This window comes from Hymenobacter siberiensis (assembly GCF_018967845.1).
GTDB lineage: Bacteria > Bacteroidota > Bacteroidia > Cytophagales > Hymenobacteraceae > Hymenobacter > Hymenobacter siberiensis.
On the sequence record NZ_JAHLZZ010000001.1, the window covers coordinates 3,696,020 to 3,710,037 of the forward strand.

General features: G+C 60.3%; 15 protein-coding genes and 1 pseudogene. 7 read left to right on the forward strand and 9 right to left on the reverse strand.

Going from position 1 to position 14,018, the window contains the following annotated elements:
• Positions 1-68 precede the first annotated feature (68 nt).
• Positions 69-560: pseudogene (purE, locus tag KQ661_RS22300) on the reverse strand (5-(carboxyamino)imidazole ribonucleotide mutase); the annotation flags it as partial.
• A gap of 207 nt (positions 561-767) precedes the next feature.
• Here purE and KQ661_RS16175 point away from each other — a divergent pair.
• From KQ661_RS16175 to KQ661_RS16190, 4 genes are read left to right on the forward strand one after another with little or no spacing between them, the layout of a single operon-like run.
• Complete coding sequence (locus KQ661_RS16175; protein ID WP_216689269.1) at positions 768-1,388, forward strand: MarC family protein; 621 nt, start codon at positions 768-770, stop codon at positions 1,386-1,388.
• A gap of 31 nt (positions 1,389-1,419) precedes the next feature.
• Positions 1,420-2,448 (forward strand): uroporphyrinogen decarboxylase, encoded by a 1,029-nt coding sequence (gene hemE / locus KQ661_RS16180; protein WP_216690721.1) that lies wholly within the window; start codon positions 1,420-1,422, stop codon positions 2,446-2,448.
• Positions 2,449-2,465: 17 nt separating this feature from the next.
• Positions 2,466-2,660 carry a hypothetical protein gene (locus KQ661_RS16185; RefSeq protein ID WP_216689271.1) on the forward strand — a complete coding sequence of 65 codons (195 nt, stop codon included), beginning with the start codon at positions 2,466-2,468 and terminating at the stop codon, positions 2,658-2,660.
• 16 nt (positions 2,661-2,676) lie between these two features.
• Complete coding sequence (locus tag KQ661_RS16190; RefSeq protein WP_216689272.1) at positions 2,677-2,886, forward strand: zinc ribbon domain-containing protein YjdM; 210 nt, start codon at positions 2,677-2,679, stop codon at positions 2,884-2,886.
• 195 nt (positions 2,887-3,081) lie between these two features.
• Here KQ661_RS16190 and KQ661_RS16195 read toward each other — a convergent pair whose 3' ends face one another.
• From KQ661_RS16195 to KQ661_RS16215, 5 genes are all read right to left on the reverse strand, one after another.
• On the reverse strand, positions 3,082-4,083 hold the full coding sequence (locus tag KQ661_RS16195) for a bifunctional heptose 7-phosphate kinase/heptose 1-phosphate adenyltransferase (protein ID WP_226929883.1): 1,002 nt from the start codon (positions 4,081-4,083) through the stop codon (positions 3,082-3,084).
• A gap of 139 nt (positions 4,084-4,222) precedes the next feature.
• Positions 4,223-5,443 (reverse strand): pyridoxal phosphate-dependent aminotransferase, encoded by a 1,221-nt coding sequence (locus KQ661_RS16200; RefSeq protein WP_216689273.1) that lies wholly within the window; start codon positions 5,441-5,443, stop codon positions 4,223-4,225.
• A 145-nt stretch (positions 5,444-5,588) separates the two neighbouring features.
• A complete protein-coding gene (locus KQ661_RS16205; RefSeq protein WP_216727501.1) occupies positions 5,589-7,577 on the reverse strand; it encodes a glycosyltransferase family 2 protein in 1,989 nt (662 codons plus the stop codon).
• A gap of 109 nt (positions 7,578-7,686) precedes the next feature.
• Complete coding sequence (recR, locus tag KQ661_RS16210) at positions 7,687-8,301, reverse strand: recombination mediator RecR (RefSeq protein ID WP_216727502.1); 615 nt, start codon at positions 8,299-8,301, stop codon at positions 7,687-7,689.
• Between the two features lie 97 nt (positions 8,302-8,398).
• Entirely contained in the window at positions 8,399-8,680 is a 282-nt protein-coding gene (locus KQ661_RS16215) for an ATP-dependent Clp protease adaptor ClpS (protein ID WP_216689276.1), read from the reverse strand.
• A gap of 152 nt (positions 8,681-8,832) precedes the next feature.
• On the opposite strand from KQ661_RS16215, the gene KQ661_RS16220 reads away from it, so the two are divergent.
• Entirely contained in the window at positions 8,833-9,390 is a 558-nt protein-coding gene (locus KQ661_RS16220; protein WP_216689277.1) for a hypothetical protein, read from the forward strand.
• A 57-nt stretch (positions 9,391-9,447) separates the two neighbouring features.
• On the opposite strand, the gene KQ661_RS16225 is transcribed toward KQ661_RS16220, so the two are convergent.
• Positions 9,448-10,086, reverse strand: a complete 639-nt coding sequence (locus tag KQ661_RS16225) for a YceI family protein (RefSeq protein ID WP_216689278.1) — start codon at positions 10,084-10,086, stop codon at positions 9,448-9,450.
• 113 nt (positions 10,087-10,199) lie between these two features.
• Entirely contained in the window at positions 10,200-10,655 is a 456-nt protein-coding gene (locus KQ661_RS16230; protein WP_216690723.1) for a MarR family winged helix-turn-helix transcriptional regulator, read from the reverse strand.
• A 170-nt stretch (positions 10,656-10,825) separates the two neighbouring features.
• Here KQ661_RS16230 and KQ661_RS16235 point away from each other — a divergent pair, with 170 nt between their 5' ends.
• Positions 10,826-11,401, forward strand: a complete 576-nt coding sequence (locus KQ661_RS16235; protein ID WP_216727503.1) for a DUF6799 domain-containing protein — start codon at positions 10,826-10,828, stop codon at positions 11,399-11,401.
• A gap of 88 nt (positions 11,402-11,489) precedes the next feature.
• On the opposite strand, the gene KQ661_RS16240 is transcribed toward KQ661_RS16235, so the two are convergent.
• A complete protein-coding gene (locus KQ661_RS16240) occupies positions 11,490-12,494 on the reverse strand; it encodes a dipeptide epimerase (RefSeq protein WP_216727504.1) in 1,005 nt (334 codons plus the stop codon).
• Positions 12,495-12,702: 208 nt separating this feature from the next.
• Between KQ661_RS16240 and KQ661_RS16245 the strand changes: the two genes are divergently transcribed.
• Entirely contained in the window at positions 12,703-13,941 is a 1,239-nt protein-coding gene (locus tag KQ661_RS16245; protein WP_216726473.1) for a DUF6799 domain-containing protein, read from the forward strand.
• Positions 13,942-14,018 lie beyond the last annotated feature (77 nt).

The following is a 14,018-nucleotide window of genomic DNA, read 5'->3' on the forward strand; positions in this document are numbered from 1 at the left end:
TGCTTCGCTGCGCTCTGCATGACGTGCTGTATTGCGCATTGACACGCCCTATACGTCGCGTCCTGAGACCCGCCCTTGCGCAGCTCCTCAATCGTCCGCATCACCCGGTCCTTGAGGATGGTGCGGTATTTTTCCAGCGCATCGGCCAGCCGGGCATTGCCAATGGCCAGCATCTGCATGGCCAGGATGGCCGCATTGGTCGCATTATCGAGCCCCACGGTAGCCACGGGTGTGCCGGCCGGCATCTGAATCATGCTCAGAATCGAATCGAGCTCCTAAATGGACAGCGTACTATTGATGGGCACCCCAATGACGGGCAGCGTGGTGAACGCGGCCACCATGCCCGGCAGGTGCGCCGCCCCGCCCCCGCCGGCAATCAGCACGCGCAAGCCGCGCTTGCGGGCATTTTCGGCATATTCAACCATGCGGTGCGGCGTGCGGTGCGGCGTGCGGTGCGGCGTACGGTGCGGCGACACGAGCGTAATTTCGTAGGGTACGCCAAACTGGCGGCACACCTCGGTAGCAGCCGCCATAATTTTCAAATCCAATTTTGAGCCCATGATAATGCCTACCAGGGGCGTTTCGGTGGTTGGTCGGTCGTCGGTTCCGCTCGGAGCGGCAGCAGTAGTGTCAGGAATCATGCAGCAAAAGAACGAGAAGAGCGAAAAGCCGGCCTATCCCGGCACCGGGCGAAGCGAAGGCCGCCGTTGAAGCGACAAAATAGAGCTTTTCCATCCGGTCCGCCCCTTCTCCTACCTTTGTTGCCTATGGAAATTCTACTTACCACCTTCACCACCTTGTTTTCCATCGTGAATCCCTTCGGGGCGATGCCGGTTTTTCTCACCCTCACGGCCGACGACCGCGCCCCCGAACGGGCCCGCACGGCCCTGCGCGCCTGCGTCTACATGGTGTGCATTCTGAGCGTCGCGTTCTTTGGCGGGCAGTACATTCTGAATTTTTTCGGCATCAATATCCAGCACCTGCGCATTGCGGGCGGCATCCTGCTCATGCGCTCAGCCTTCGAGCTGCTCACGCCCGGAGCCAACCGCGACCGCGTGGGCCCCGCCGCCCTCGAAGAAAGCAAGCAGAAGGACGACATCAGCTTCACGCCGCTGGCCATGCCCATGCTCTCCGGGCCGGGCTCGATGGCCATTTGCATTGGCCTGATTCGGCCTACCTACGTGGACAAGGCCATGACCATTGCCGGGTTTGCGCTAGTGGCGCTGGCGGCATTTTTAATTTTGCTGTTCTCCCTGCGGCTCACGCGCCTGCTTGGCAAGCCCGGCATGGCGGCCATGGCACGCATCATCGGCTTTATTACGCTGGCCATTGGAGTGAACTTCCTGGCCTCGGCCATCGGCGTGCTGTTCCCTGGTTTAACGCGGTAAGCACCGGCCGTAAGCCGTACCTTTGCGCTTCATTATGCTGAAAAACGACCTTTTCCTACGTGCCGCCCGGGGCGAAGCCACCGAGCGCACCCCCGTCTGGCTCATGCGCCAGGCCGGCCGCATCCTGCCCGAATACCGCGCCCTGCGCGCCCGCCTCTCCGGCTTCAAAGAGCTGGTGGAAACCCCCGCGCTGGCCGCCGAAGTCACCATCCAGCCCATCGACGCGCTGGACGTGGATGCCGCCATCATCTTCTCCGACATCCTGGTGGTGCCCGACGCCATGGGCCTGCCCTACGAAATGGTGGAAGCCCGCGGCCCGCTGTTTCCCACCACCATCAAGTCGGCGGCGGATATTGACAAGCTCCGCATCCCCGACCCCGAAGACGGCCTCGGCTACGTGCTCGAAGCCCTGCGCATCACCAAGAAAGCCCTGAACGGCCGCGTGCCGCTCATCGGCTTCGCTGGCGCGCCCTTCACCATCCTGGCCTACATGATTGAGGGCCACGGCTCCAAGACCTTCAGCAAAGCGCGCGGCTTTTTGTATAAAGAGCCAGTGTTAGCGCACCGCCTGCTGGCCAAAATCACCGCCACCACCATCGCTTACCTGCAAGCCCAGGTAGCGGCCGGCGCGCAGGTCGTGCAGGTGTTCGACTCGTGGGCCGGCATCCTGCCGCCCGCGCACTACACCGAGTTCTCGGCCCGCTACATCGCCGAAATCTGCGAAGCCCTAGCCCCGCTCGTACCCGTCACCGTGTTCGCCAAAGGTGCCTGGTGGGCCGTACCCGAGTTAGCCGCCATGCCCTGCCGCACCATAGGACTCGACTGGAACCAGGACCCCGCCCAGGTACGCCTGCAAGCCGCCGGCAAAACCCTGCAAGGCAACCTCGACCCCTGCGCCCTCTACGGCACCCCCGAGCAGGTAAAAGCCGCCACCGAAGCCATGCTCCGCCAGTTCACCGGCGGCCCCCACATCGCCAACCTTGGCCACGGCGTCTACCCGGATACAAATCCGGACAACGTGCGGGTATTTGTGGAAACGGTGAAGGCTTGGCGGGGGTAATTTTATAACGATTCCCTATGTTCGGTCCCGTCTTTTACCTCACGCTGGCGCTGCTGCTGGGCCTGCTGTTTTTCATGTGGCGCTGGTTTCTAAGCCGACCGGAGCGCAGCAAAGTGGAAACCTTTCTGGTTGTTCTGATTTCGATTGGCAGCCTCTCCCCGGTATTTTTCCTACTCTACCTGATGCTGGCTCAAGGCACCAGCATCCGTTAAAACAGCTCCTTTCCTCGTGGACGTAAAAGACAGCAACGGCACCCTGCTCGCCGAAGGCGACTCTGTCACCCTCATCAAAGACCTCAAAGTGAAGGGTTCCTCGCTCACGCTCAAGCGCGGCACAGTGGTCAAAAACATCCGCCTCACCAACAGCACCGCCGAAATCGAAGGCCGCGCCGGCGGCGGCACCATGGTGCTGAAGACCGAGTTTCTGAAGAAGGCCTAAAGTAAAAAGCGCTTTCACTGGCGCGAGTTTAGCGCAGCGTAACTCGTGACAAATGATGATGGGGAGGCTGTGCCTCCCCTGCCGCGCCAGCGGTAAGTTGGAACCGCGCCGGCGGAATCGTTCCACGGGAGGCACAGCCTCCACCGTATGCGAGGCACGAGTTACGCTGCGCTAAACTCGCGCCAGCAACGAGGGTTACAGCCCCGCCTCTGCCGCTTCTTCCAGCAGCCGCTGCTTCTCCACGGGTACCACGCCCACCTGCTCGCACACCAGCCCGCCGCCCAGGTTGGCCAGTGCCGCCGTGAAAGCGGCCGGTTGGCCCAGCGCCACGCACAGCGCGGCAATGCTGATAACGGTATCGCCCGCGCCCGACACGTCGGAAATGGTGCGCAGGTGGGCCGGCAGATAGGTTTTCTCGGCCTCCTGCTGGGCGAACACACCGTATTCCGATAGCGTCACCAGCACGATTTCGGGCGTTAGCACCTCGCGCAGCCGGGTCACGGCGGCCTCGAAACCGACGCGGTCGGCGTTGGGCTCGCCGAACTCCAATTTCAGGCCCTCGCGCAGCTCCTTTAGGTTTGGTTTGAAGAGGGTGCAGTGGCGGTAGGCCAGGAAATTCTTCTTTTTGGGGTCCACCACCGTGGGGATGCCGCGCTGCCGGGCGCGGGCAATGCACTCCGTGATGATGGCCTCGGTAAGCACGCCTTTGTCGTAGTCCTCGAAGATTACCACGTCGGCGCGGGCCAGCAGGTCGTCGTAGGCGGCCAGGAGTTGGGCGGCCTCCTCGGCGTTAAGGTCGGTTTCAATTTCCGAGTCGATGCGCAGCAGCTGCTGGCCGTGGGCCAGAATACGCTGCTTCACCGTGGTGGGCCGCGCCGCGCTGCGGATGAGGCCATCGGCGGGCAGGTCGTGAGCGTGCAGCAATTGCAGCAGCTGGTCGCCGCCCGCGTCGTTGCCAATCACGGCGCATAGTAGCGGCGTAGCCCCAAGGGCCTGCACGTTCAGGGCCACGTTGGCGGCCCCGCCGAGGCGGTTTTCGGTGCGGGCTACGTGCACCACGGGCACGGGAGCCTCGGGCGAGAGGCGCGTGGCGCGGCCCCACACATATGCATCCACCATCACGTCGCCGATGATGAGGACGCGCAGGTTATTGAAGTCGTTGAACAGCGTTTGCAGGGAAGAATCGGAAGTAGGCAAGGTATTGATCAATTTAAGAGAACGTCATGCTGAGCGGAGCCGAAGCATCTCGCTTGCGGCAGTAACTCAATCGATTGGATTACTTCGGCACGCGAGATGCTTCGGCTCCGCTCAGCATGACGTTCTTTTTCAGCACAGTTTAGAGCTTCGCCAGGCTGGCTTTGATGCGCCGGAACGCTTCCACCAGCTTGTCATCGGCGGCGGCGGTGCTGAAGCGCATGCACTCCGGCGCACCAAAGGCATCGCCCGACACGGCCGAAACGTGCGCGTCGTTCAGTAGGTACAGAGCCAGGTCTGAGGAGTCCCGGATGGTGCTGCCATCGGGCGCGAGACGATTAAAATAGGCCGATACTTCCGGAAAAATGTAGAACGCGCCGCTGGGCGTGGGCGTGTTGAAGCCGGGAATGTCCTTCACGATATCCAGTACCAAATCGCGGCGGCGGCGGTAGGCGGCCACCATCTCATCGGCCGAGGCGCGGCCACCGCGCAGAGCCGCCAGCCCCGCCCGCTGGGTGATGGAGCAGGTGCCCGACGTAATCTGGCTCTGCATCTTCTCGCAGGCCGAGGCGATGTCGGCCCGGGCGGCCAGGTAGCCCAGCCGCCAGCCCGTCATGGCGTAGCCCTTCGAGAAACCGTTGACGGTGATGACCCGGTCTTTTATCTCATCGAAATGGGCCAGGCTGGCGTGCTCGCCCACAAAGTTGATGTACTCGTAAATCTCATCGGCCAGGGCGTACACCTGCGGGTGACGAGCCAGCACTTCGGCAATTTCGCCCAGCTCCTCGCGGCTGAAAACCGCGCCCGTGGGGTTGCAGGGCGACGAATACATGATGAGCTTGGTGCGGGGCGTGATGGCCGCTTCGAGCTGCGCGGCCGTCACCTTGTACTCGTTTTCGAGGGTACCCACCAGCGTCACGGGTACGCCCTCGGCCAGCTTCACCATCTCCTCGTAGCTCACCCAATAGGGCGCAAACACGATGACTTCCTCACCGGGATTCACCAGGCTGAGCACGGCGTTGGCCAGCGACTGCTTAGCCCCGGTGCTCACCACAATCTGGTTGGGCTGAAAATCGAGCTGGTTATCCCGCTTGAATTTATCGCAGATGGCCTGCCGCAATTCCGGGATGCCGGGCACGGGTGTGTAGAAGGTATGGCCGTCGTCGAGGGCCTGCTTGGCGGCATCCTTGATGTACTGCGGGGTCTGGAAATCGGGCTCGCCGAAGCTCAGGTTGATGACGTCGATGCCCGTGGCCATCAGCTCGCGGGCTTTCTTGGCCATGGCGATGGTAGCCGACTCGTTCATCGCCAGCAGGCGGTGCGAGAGCGGGGAAACGGGTGCGAGCGTGGTGGTATCGGGCATATCGAGCAACGGTAAATGAAGGCGTAAAGCTACGGAAGTGGCGGCGTAAAGCTACGGAAGTGGCAGCGTAACGCTGTACCGTGGACTCGGCGAGTCCGCTCTTGCACTGTTTAAAGCGCGGACTTGCCGAGTCCACGGTACTGGTCTACTGCCCCAGCCGCCGCCAGCAGCGCCAGAGCACGCTCAAGTCGGTGCCCGGTTCATAATCCTTTGCATAAAGCATCTCCAGCCTTCGCAGCGTCACCTCATTGAGCGGGGTGGCCGTGTGGGCGGCATCGGCGGGCGAGAGCACGGCGGGCACGGCGCGGGCCGGGCCTTCGAGGTGGCGCAGGCCCACCCAGGTGCGGCGGCCCAGCAGCACGGCCCCGCAGTTGCGCAGGAAACCGGCCTTTTTCGGCTGAAACCAAACCAGCACCGGGCTCAGCACCAGCAGGCCGGCGCTGGTGAGCAGGTCGAGCAGGCGCTTGGCGCGGGCCTGCTGGGGCTGGTAGAGGTTGAGGGCAATATCGAGGGTGTAGTAGTCGCCGGGCGAGTCTTTACTGCTGCTGCCGATGATGTACTGGCTGTCTTCGGGCAGGATTTTGTAGGCCACGGGCGGCTCGGCGGGCAGGCCCAGCATGAGGGCGATAATCTGACTCGCGGGCAGGTCTTTACCGCAGAATATCAGTTCATTCAGCCCGTATAGACGGATAATGTCATCCAGCTGGCGCAGCTCGCCCAGTGGCGAATCGGTGAATTGGTGAATTGGTGAATTTTCTTCTAAAACGGCTTCCTCCTCCCCCACGCTCACGTAGCCAATCACGCGGGCCGATACGTGGGCGGCTTCGAGCAGCTGGCGCACGCGGCGGCTCTCGGGCCCCGAGCCCACGATGGCAATATTTTTCTGCCGGCGCTCGCTCAGGTGCAGGTTTTTATACTTGATGAAGTGCGCCACCAGCTGCCGGCCCACCAGCGCCGCCACGGCCCAGGCCCCGCCCAGAATAATGAGGGCTTTGGAAAACCGCCAGGCATCGAGAAAATTCGAGGCGGCCGAAATCAGCAGCGTGCCAATGAAAATACCGCGCACCACCCGCGAGGTCCGCACCGGCTGGTCGTAGCCCCCGCTGAGATAGGTCGACGTGAGCCAGACCGCGATGTAGGCCGGCACGGCCGCCGCCATGTACTGCGGCGGGTACGCGCCCGGCACAAACTTGTGGTTGTGCTCCCAGTAGGTTTTCAGGAAGTACATGCCGCCCCAAATCAGGCCGGCATCCAGCAGCAGCGGGGCGGCGCGCACTGCTAGGCGCTCGGCCACGGCCACGCCGGCCCGCAGCCAGATGGCCGCGTTGATGAGCAGCGAAAACAGGCCCGCCCGGCCCGGCGCGAAGTGTTTCTGAGCAAAAATCACCATCGCCCGGTAAAACACAAACACGTAATTCACGCTGGTGCGCTTCGTGCTTTCGCCCTTGTAGTGAATGATGCGGGTGCCGGGAAAATAATAGTTTTTCCAGCCGCCCTGGGTGAGGCGGTACGAGAGGTCGATGTCCTCGCCGTACATGAAATAGTCTTCGTCGAGCAGGCCCACCTGGTCCAGCGCGGCCTTGCGCAGCAGCATGAAGGCCCCGCTCAGCACCTCAATCTCGTGGGTTTCGTCCTTGTCGAGGAAGCCCAGATGGTAGCGCCCGAAAGTGCGCGACTTCGGAAATACGCCCGCCAGCCCGAACATCTTATAGAACGCCACGGCCGGCGTGGGCAGGGCGCGCTTGCTTTCGGGCAGAAATTTGCCCTGGCCATCCAGCATTTTTATGCCGAGGCCGCCGCAGTCGGGGTGCGCGTCCATGAAGTCGCAGCAAGCGCGGAAGGTGTCTTCCTCCACCACGGTATCGGGGTTCAGCAGCAGCTGGTACTGGCCGGTGGCGCGGCGCAGGGCCTGGTTGTTGCCTTTCGAGAAGCCAGGGTTGTCGCGGTTGGCAATGAGCACAACCTCCGGGAACCGCGCCCGCACCATGGCCACCGAGCCGTCGGCCGAGTTATTATCGACCACGAAAACTTCTACCGGCTGCCCCAGCTTCTCCACGGCCCGCCGCACCGAAAGCAGCGCCTGCTCCAGGAAATAGCAGACGTTATAATTGACAATGACGACGGAGAGCTTCAATTTTTAGCTGTTAGCCATCAGCTGTTAGCTGTTAGCTTTTTTGTGGCGACCGAGCGGCTCCTCGGGAAGTGCCGACAAAGCTAACAGCTAATGGCTAACAGCTAAAAAACTACCGGACCTGCCGCAGGCGGTCCACGATGCTGCGGCCGAGGGTGATTTCGTCGGCGTATTCCAGCTCGCCGCCCATCGGAATACCCCGGGCAATAGTGCTGATGTGCACGTTGGGCAAATCGCGCAGGCGGCGCGATAGGTAGAAGGCCGTGGTGTCGCCCTCCATGGTGGGCGAGATGGCAAGAATAACCTCGCGCACTTCCGAGTCTTCACCCGCCGCCCGCTCCACCAGCGAGTCAATGTGCAAATCGGAAGGCCCGATGCCTTCAATGGGCGAAATAACGCCGCCCAGCACGTGGTACACGCCCTTGTACTGGCCCGTGTTTTCGATGGCAATAACGTCGCGCACGTCCGACACTACGCAGACGAGGCTGTGGTCGCGCAGCTTGTTGGCGCAAATGCCGCATTCTTCGGCGTCGGAAATGCTGTGGCAGGTTTTGCAGTAGGTAATTTCAAACCGCATCTTGGCCAACGCCTCGGCTAGGCTGGCAGTGGTGTCCATTTCGGCTTTCAGCAGGTGCAGGGCCAGCCGCAGGGCCGTTTTGCGGCCGATGCCGGGCAGGCGCGACAGCTCGCCCACGGCGTTTTCAATCAGTTTGGAGGGAAATTCCATTCAAAAAATGTGAAAATGTGCTGATGTGAAAATATGCAAAATGAAAGGTGTGCTAATCGTATAATTCAGCACATTCTCACATCAGCACATTTCCACATCAAATAACATCGGCGGCAATGCCGCGGTCGTGAATGGCGGTGCAAAGGGGCTCCAACTCCTCGTAAGTACCCATTTTGACGGCGCACTTTCCCTTGTAGTGGATGAGCAGGGTACATTGCTCGGCTTGCTCGGGCTGGTGGCCACACACGTCCATCAGGGTTTTAATGACGTGGTCGAAAGTGTTAATTTCATCGTTGTACACGACGAGGTTGCGCAGCTCGGCTTCTTCTTCGAGCAGTAGAACCTCTTCATCGTAGTCGGTTTGCGGACGGGTATTCATAAGGCAAATTTACGCAGAAAGCCCGTGTGAGGCAGCTCCTGATAACCCCAAACCCGCCCGTTTCGTTTCGTGAAATCCTGGCAAATACGCAAACCTTACCCCGCCATTATGCGAACGAGTAGCGCGAACTTTGCTCCTAGCCCCCGCCCCTCATGCCCGTTCCCTCCGCCGATTTCAAAAAAGCCCTCAAACGCCTCTCCGAACCCGAAAAGGAAGCCCTCCTGCTCCGCGCCGTGCGCCGCGACGCCGAGCTCTACGAAACCTTCCGCTTCGAGCTGCTGGCCGATATAACCCTGGACCAGATTCAGGAAGAAACCGCCGACCGCATCCACGAGCTGTTTACCGTGGCTGTGACCGGCCGCCTACTCAACCGCAGCCTCGTGAAGGCCGTGCGCGCCGGCGTGCAGGAAGCCGCCCGCGCCCGCCGCATCACCAAAAATAAGCAGCTCGAAATCGACCTGCTGCTCTACATTCTGCGGCAGTGCATCGATAATTACTCGGGCCAGTTCGACAGCGTGTGGGACGGCTTTTACAACGCCACCGCGCGCCTGGCTGCCCGCCTGCCCGCCCTCGTCCTCAAAAGCTTGCACGAGGACCTGTGGGTCGAATACCAATCAGAATTAGACGATGTGCTGAGCGAGCTACACCGCCGCAAAAAGAGCCACAACCTAAAATTCAACCTGCCCCGAAAATTTGAAATCCCCGAATAAATAAAAAAGCCCGCCGAATCGGCGGGCTTTTTTATTTATTCGGGTTGAAAACCGCAGTTAGGCTTTCTTGGCGATGACGTTGAAAGTCAAGTCGAACGTGTCGTAGATGGCTTTGTCGCCAATGCTGTCGAAGAACGACTTCGAGCCGTATTTCAGGCCAAACTTGGTACGGTCGATGGTTACTTTGCCGGTAGCGGCGGCCACACCGTCTTTCACGCCGGCTTTAGCCGGGAAGCTGATGCGCTGCGTCACGCCCTTAATGGTCAGGTCGCCGGCGATGGTCGCGTTATCGGCATTGGCGGCGGCACCTTTGATGGGCGTTACGCTGACGATTTTGAAGGTCGAGGTGGGGAATTTCTCCACGCCGAAGAAATCGTCGCTGCTCATGTGGCCCACAAATTTGCCCTGGCTTTCGGCATCTTTGATGTCGGTGGCCACCATGGTTTTCATGTTCACGGTCACGGTACCGCCCACGATGGAGTTGCCCTTCACGAGCAATTCGCCGTCGGAAAATTGCATAGTGCCATTGTGGCCGTGGGTTACGGCTTTGCCTTCCCAGCCCAGAGTGCTCAGCTGCGGCTGCAGCTTGTAGGCGGGGGCAGGAGCTGCCACGGTAGCCACTTTAGGAGCCGAAGCAGCGAAAGTTGCACCAATGGTGGCAATGGCAAACAGGGCGGGCAAGAGGATTTTTTTCATCTTAAGCAAGTATTGGAAAAAAGGTAAGAAGTATAATTTGAAACAAGCGGTATGGCCCGGCTGCAACGAAAAAGCGTGCCGGAACCTGGGCAACAGCAGAGATTGAAAATGGCTTATTCCACCGTTCGCATTTTATCGAGCAGGTCGTTCAGCTGGCGCATCTCGTCCTCGTTCAGCGGGGCGTTTTCGTTAGAGTCCAGAATGCCGGTTTCCTCAATGCTATCGAGTAATTCCAGGCCAGCCTTGGTAATCCGGATATCAACGGCCCGGCGATTGGCCGGGCACACGGTGCGGGTCACCAGCTTTTTCTCTTCGAGACGGTCCACGATGCGCGAGGCGTTGCTGGTTTTGTCCAGCATTCGGTCGATGAGCAGGGCCACGGTGGCCGGCAGCGGGTGCTGCCCGCGCAAAATGCGCAGAATATTGAACTGCGGCGAGGTGAGGCCGAACGGTTTGAAGGCTGCTGCCTGGCGCAACTGCAACCAGCCAGCCGTGTATATCAGGTTGATATGGGCTTTCTGGTACTCGTTGCGGAAAATGGGCTGTTTGATTTCGTCTTCGATGCGCATAGCAGGCATAGATGGCAGGTAGTGGAATCGGATACAAATATATGTACATACATTTAATGTCACAACATTGTTCCTCGGTATTTTAGAAAAAAGCTGTGCTCCTCCCCTTCCGCCCTACCGCCGGGGCTTAAAATCCGTATCCCCGCACATTCACCATTTTCTTTATTACCATGACTCGTTTCTTCCTGCTCGTATTCGCCGCCGGCTGCCTGACCAGCGCTCCACGCCTGGCCGCAGCCCAGGCCGGTGGCTTTCCGGTGCAAACCACCAGCCGCACCCAGTTTGTGATGACCAACGGCGAAGTAGTGCGCCGCGAGGGCACTCAAACCATGCCCCTCACCCAAAACGTGAAGCTGCTCGGCGGTGTGAAAATCAACTACAAAAACGGCATCGTAGAGATGCCCGCTGACAAAATAAGCCCCAAGGGCAAAAAAATCACCCTGCAGGAAGGCGACTACGTGAGGCCCGACGGGGGCGTAGTATTCGCCACGCCGGCCAGCGCCGCCGCCGCCCGGGGCGAAGGTACGCCCCCCACCACGCCCCCCGGCACCAAGTACGATACCTACGTGCAGCACGACCCCGGCTTCTCCGACCCCGCCATGCAGGTATCGCTGCTCACTAAAAAGGTTGAGCTGCTCAACCAGAAAATACGGGCGCTCAGCCAGGGCCAAACCACGCTGCCCAACACCAAGGCCATCGACGACCAGCTCACGCAGCTCGACGCGCAGCTAAACGCTCCGAAATAGCCCCAAGCGGCGGAATAGCCCCAGCAAGGCGGCACTCGGTTGATGAGTGCCGCCTTGCTGGGGCTTTTGGGTTCATGAGCAGTGCCAGCTACACTCGCCGCAACAGCCCCGCCTGTTCCTGCACCAGGCCAAACGGCTCGTCCTTGATAATGAGAAAGCCATCGAGGTCCAGCACATCGGCCAGGGCGCTGATTTCGAGGGCGGCCGCGATGCCCACGCTGGTTTCGACCATGCAGCCCAGCATGGGCAGCAAGCCGTGGGCGCGGGTACGGTGCAGCAGGTCGATGCCCCGCCGGAAGCCGCCGGCTTTCATCAGCTTCACATTCACGCCGTGGAACTGCTGGGTGATTTCGGCAAAATCGGCCGCGTCGGTCACCGATTCATCGGCGATGAGCGGCACGCTGCTGCGGGGGCGCAGGTAGCGGTAGTCATCGGCCAGGGCGGCGGGCAGGGGCTGCTCCAGCAGCTTCAGGTGCAGGCCGGGCACTGCGGCCGTTTCTTCCAGAAACCGTAGCACGCTGTCGGCATCGGGCCAGGCTTCGTTGCCATCCACCAGCAGGGCGTGGCCGGGCAGGGCGCGCGATACTTCGCGCAATAGGTCGAGTCCTTCGGCTTGGTTTACCTTGATTTTCAAGAGCTGAAAGCGGGCAGCATCCTGCTCGCGCAGAAAGTCCGCCACCGCGCCCGGCGCCATAATGGGCAGGGAAAAAGCCGTGGGCACAGCGGCGGCAGGGGGCAGCACGCCCAGCCATTGCCACACCGGCTGCCCGGCGCAGGCGGCCAGCCACCGCACGAGGGCGGCTTCAAGGGCAAAGCTCAGGGCATGGGCCACGGGATGCGTGGCCAGTAGCGCATCCAGCTCCGGCAGCGTATTTGTTTCGGATAATCCATTGCCCAACAGCTCATTAAACTGCTGCCGAAGCAGTTCGGGCGACTCGCCGTAGCGCACATTGGGCGCGGCCTCGCCGGTTCCGTGCTGGCCGTGCCCGGCTACGCGCAACACCAGATTGGTTTTAGTGGCCGAGGCGTTGCGGGATATTTTCCACACGTAGCGAAGCGGAAGCAGGTACGGGGTGAGAGTCCAGTTTGGCATGAATAAAATAACGGAATGCCCGGATAAGCCGGCTATAAAAGCAGGCAGAATGATTCGAGCATATAAGGACCGACTGAATAATTATGACAATTCAACGTGATTCTAAGGCCATTGGGCTAAAAACAGTGGGATAAATGGGAAATAAGCCGAGCTTTGTCACGTCATAATTCTTCGCAATTATGTTCTACCTCTACTCATCATCTTTTTCATGCAAAAAACGTTAATCACCTCCCTTTTCCTTGGTGCCCTGCTGGTTACTTCGCCATTTCAGCACGCCCCGGTACAAGCCCAAACAACCAAAGCCGTCAGTGTCATTCCGTGGTTTGCGGTAAAGAACAGCACCATAGTGGTGCAAACCGGCGACAAAGCAAAGACACTGGATAAAGATGTAACGCTGCCGAACGGAATTCGGATCGAACATCTCTCGCGCTCCATCGTGCTTACCAACGGCAACCGCGTGAAGCTCAAGGAAGGCGATATGCTAAGCCTGAACGGCGAGTTTATTCGGAAAAACGCGGCTCCGCAACCAGAAGTTGCCGCAGTTCCGGCACCTGCTACCCTTTCGGCCTCGGCCGCACCGGCAGCCGCCGCGCCAGCCCCGGTTTCGGCCCCGGTGCCCACCGTGGCCCCGGCAGCTACGCCGACTTTCACCTACCGCCCCACTGCGCCCGTTGATGGCAAGCTGAAAGGCGTGGTAGAGCTCGGAGCCAGTGGCTTCAACCTGTTTATTGTTCGGGCCGATAACCAGCACAACTGGAAACTCGAAAAATCAGAGTTCGGCAACAGCCTGGTGATGGAAAACATGGCCACGGAGGAAGATGTGCGCAACGGCCTGAAAAGCTACATCGGCAAAATGCTCGATTTTGGAGTAGCCGGGCGCGATATTCACTTCATGGTGAGCTCCGGCGCAGCTATGTCGGACGTGACGCGCCGCATTGTGAAGTCGCTGGAGTCGCTCAAGTACGTGGTGAACACCGTGACGCCAGAGCGCGAAGGCACCCTGGGCCTCAAAGCAGCCCTCCCGATGCCTTTTGCCGATAAGGCCTTTATGCTCGACATGGGCTCGGCCAACAGCAAAATTGCGTGGCTGGCGGACGGCCAGCCCCACGTAGAAGACACTTACGGCTCAAAATACTACGAAAAAGACGTGCCCGATGCCACCGTAATCGCCGATGTGAAGGCCAAAGCGGCAAAGGTGCCGGGCAAGTTGCGCAGCACCTGCTTCGTTATCGGCGGCATACCCTACGAGTTGGCTAAAGCCGTACGCCAGGGCCAGGAGCCCTACACCGTACTGAAAGCTGCTGATGCTTATCCGCAGCTTTCGGGGGCCAAAATCAAGTCCGGCCTCAACATCTACCAGGCCGTGGCGGCGGCTACTGGCTGCCAGCAGTTCGTATTCGGCTACGATGCCAATTTCACTATCGGCTACCTGCTTTCGCTGCCCTAGTCCATCGGCGGCTACCTGCCTCTACCGCCTCGTGCCCATTGGTACGGGGCGTTTTTTTATGGCCGGCCCCGAACGCG

Excerpts from the sequence above, each read along its gene's own strand:
- KQ661_RS16175 (WP_216689269.1), top strand. The coding sequence starts at position 768 with ATGGAAATTCTACTTACCACCTTCACCACCTTGTTTTCCATCGTGAAT.
- KQ661_RS16185 (WP_216689271.1), top strand. The coding sequence starts at position 2,466 with ATGTTCGGTCCCGTCTTTTACCTCACGCTGGCGCTGCTGCTGGGCCTG.
- KQ661_RS16200 (WP_216689273.1), bottom strand. The coding sequence starts at position 5,443 with ATGCCCGATACCACCACGCTCGCACCCGTTTCCCCGCTCTCGCACCGC.
- recR (WP_216727502.1), bottom strand. The coding sequence starts at position 8,301 with ATGGAATTTCCCTCCAAACTGATTGAAAACGCCGTGGGCGAGCTGTCG.
- KQ661_RS16215 (WP_216689276.1), bottom strand. The coding sequence starts at position 8,680 with ATGAATACCCGTCCGCAAACCGACTACGATGAAGAGGTTCTACTGCTC.
- KQ661_RS16220 (WP_216689277.1), top strand. The coding sequence starts at position 8,833 with ATGCCCGTTCCCTCCGCCGATTTCAAAAAAGCCCTCAAACGCCTCTCC.
- KQ661_RS16225 (WP_216689278.1), bottom strand. The coding sequence starts at position 10,086 with ATGAAAAAAATCCTCTTGCCCGCCCTGTTTGCCATTGCCACCATTGGT.
- KQ661_RS16230 (WP_216690723.1), bottom strand. The coding sequence starts at position 10,655 with ATGCGCATCGAAGACGAAATCAAACAGCCCATTTTCCGCAACGAGTAC.
- KQ661_RS16235 (WP_216727503.1), top strand. The coding sequence starts at position 10,826 with ATGACTCGTTTCTTCCTGCTCGTATTCGCCGCCGGCTGCCTGACCAGC.
- KQ661_RS16240 (WP_216727504.1), bottom strand. The coding sequence starts at position 12,494 with ATGCCAAACTGGACTCTCACCCCGTACCTGCTTCCGCTTCGCTACGTG.
- KQ661_RS16245 (WP_216726473.1), top strand. The coding sequence starts at position 12,703 with ATGCAAAAAACGTTAATCACCTCCCTTTTCCTTGGTGCCCTGCTGGTT.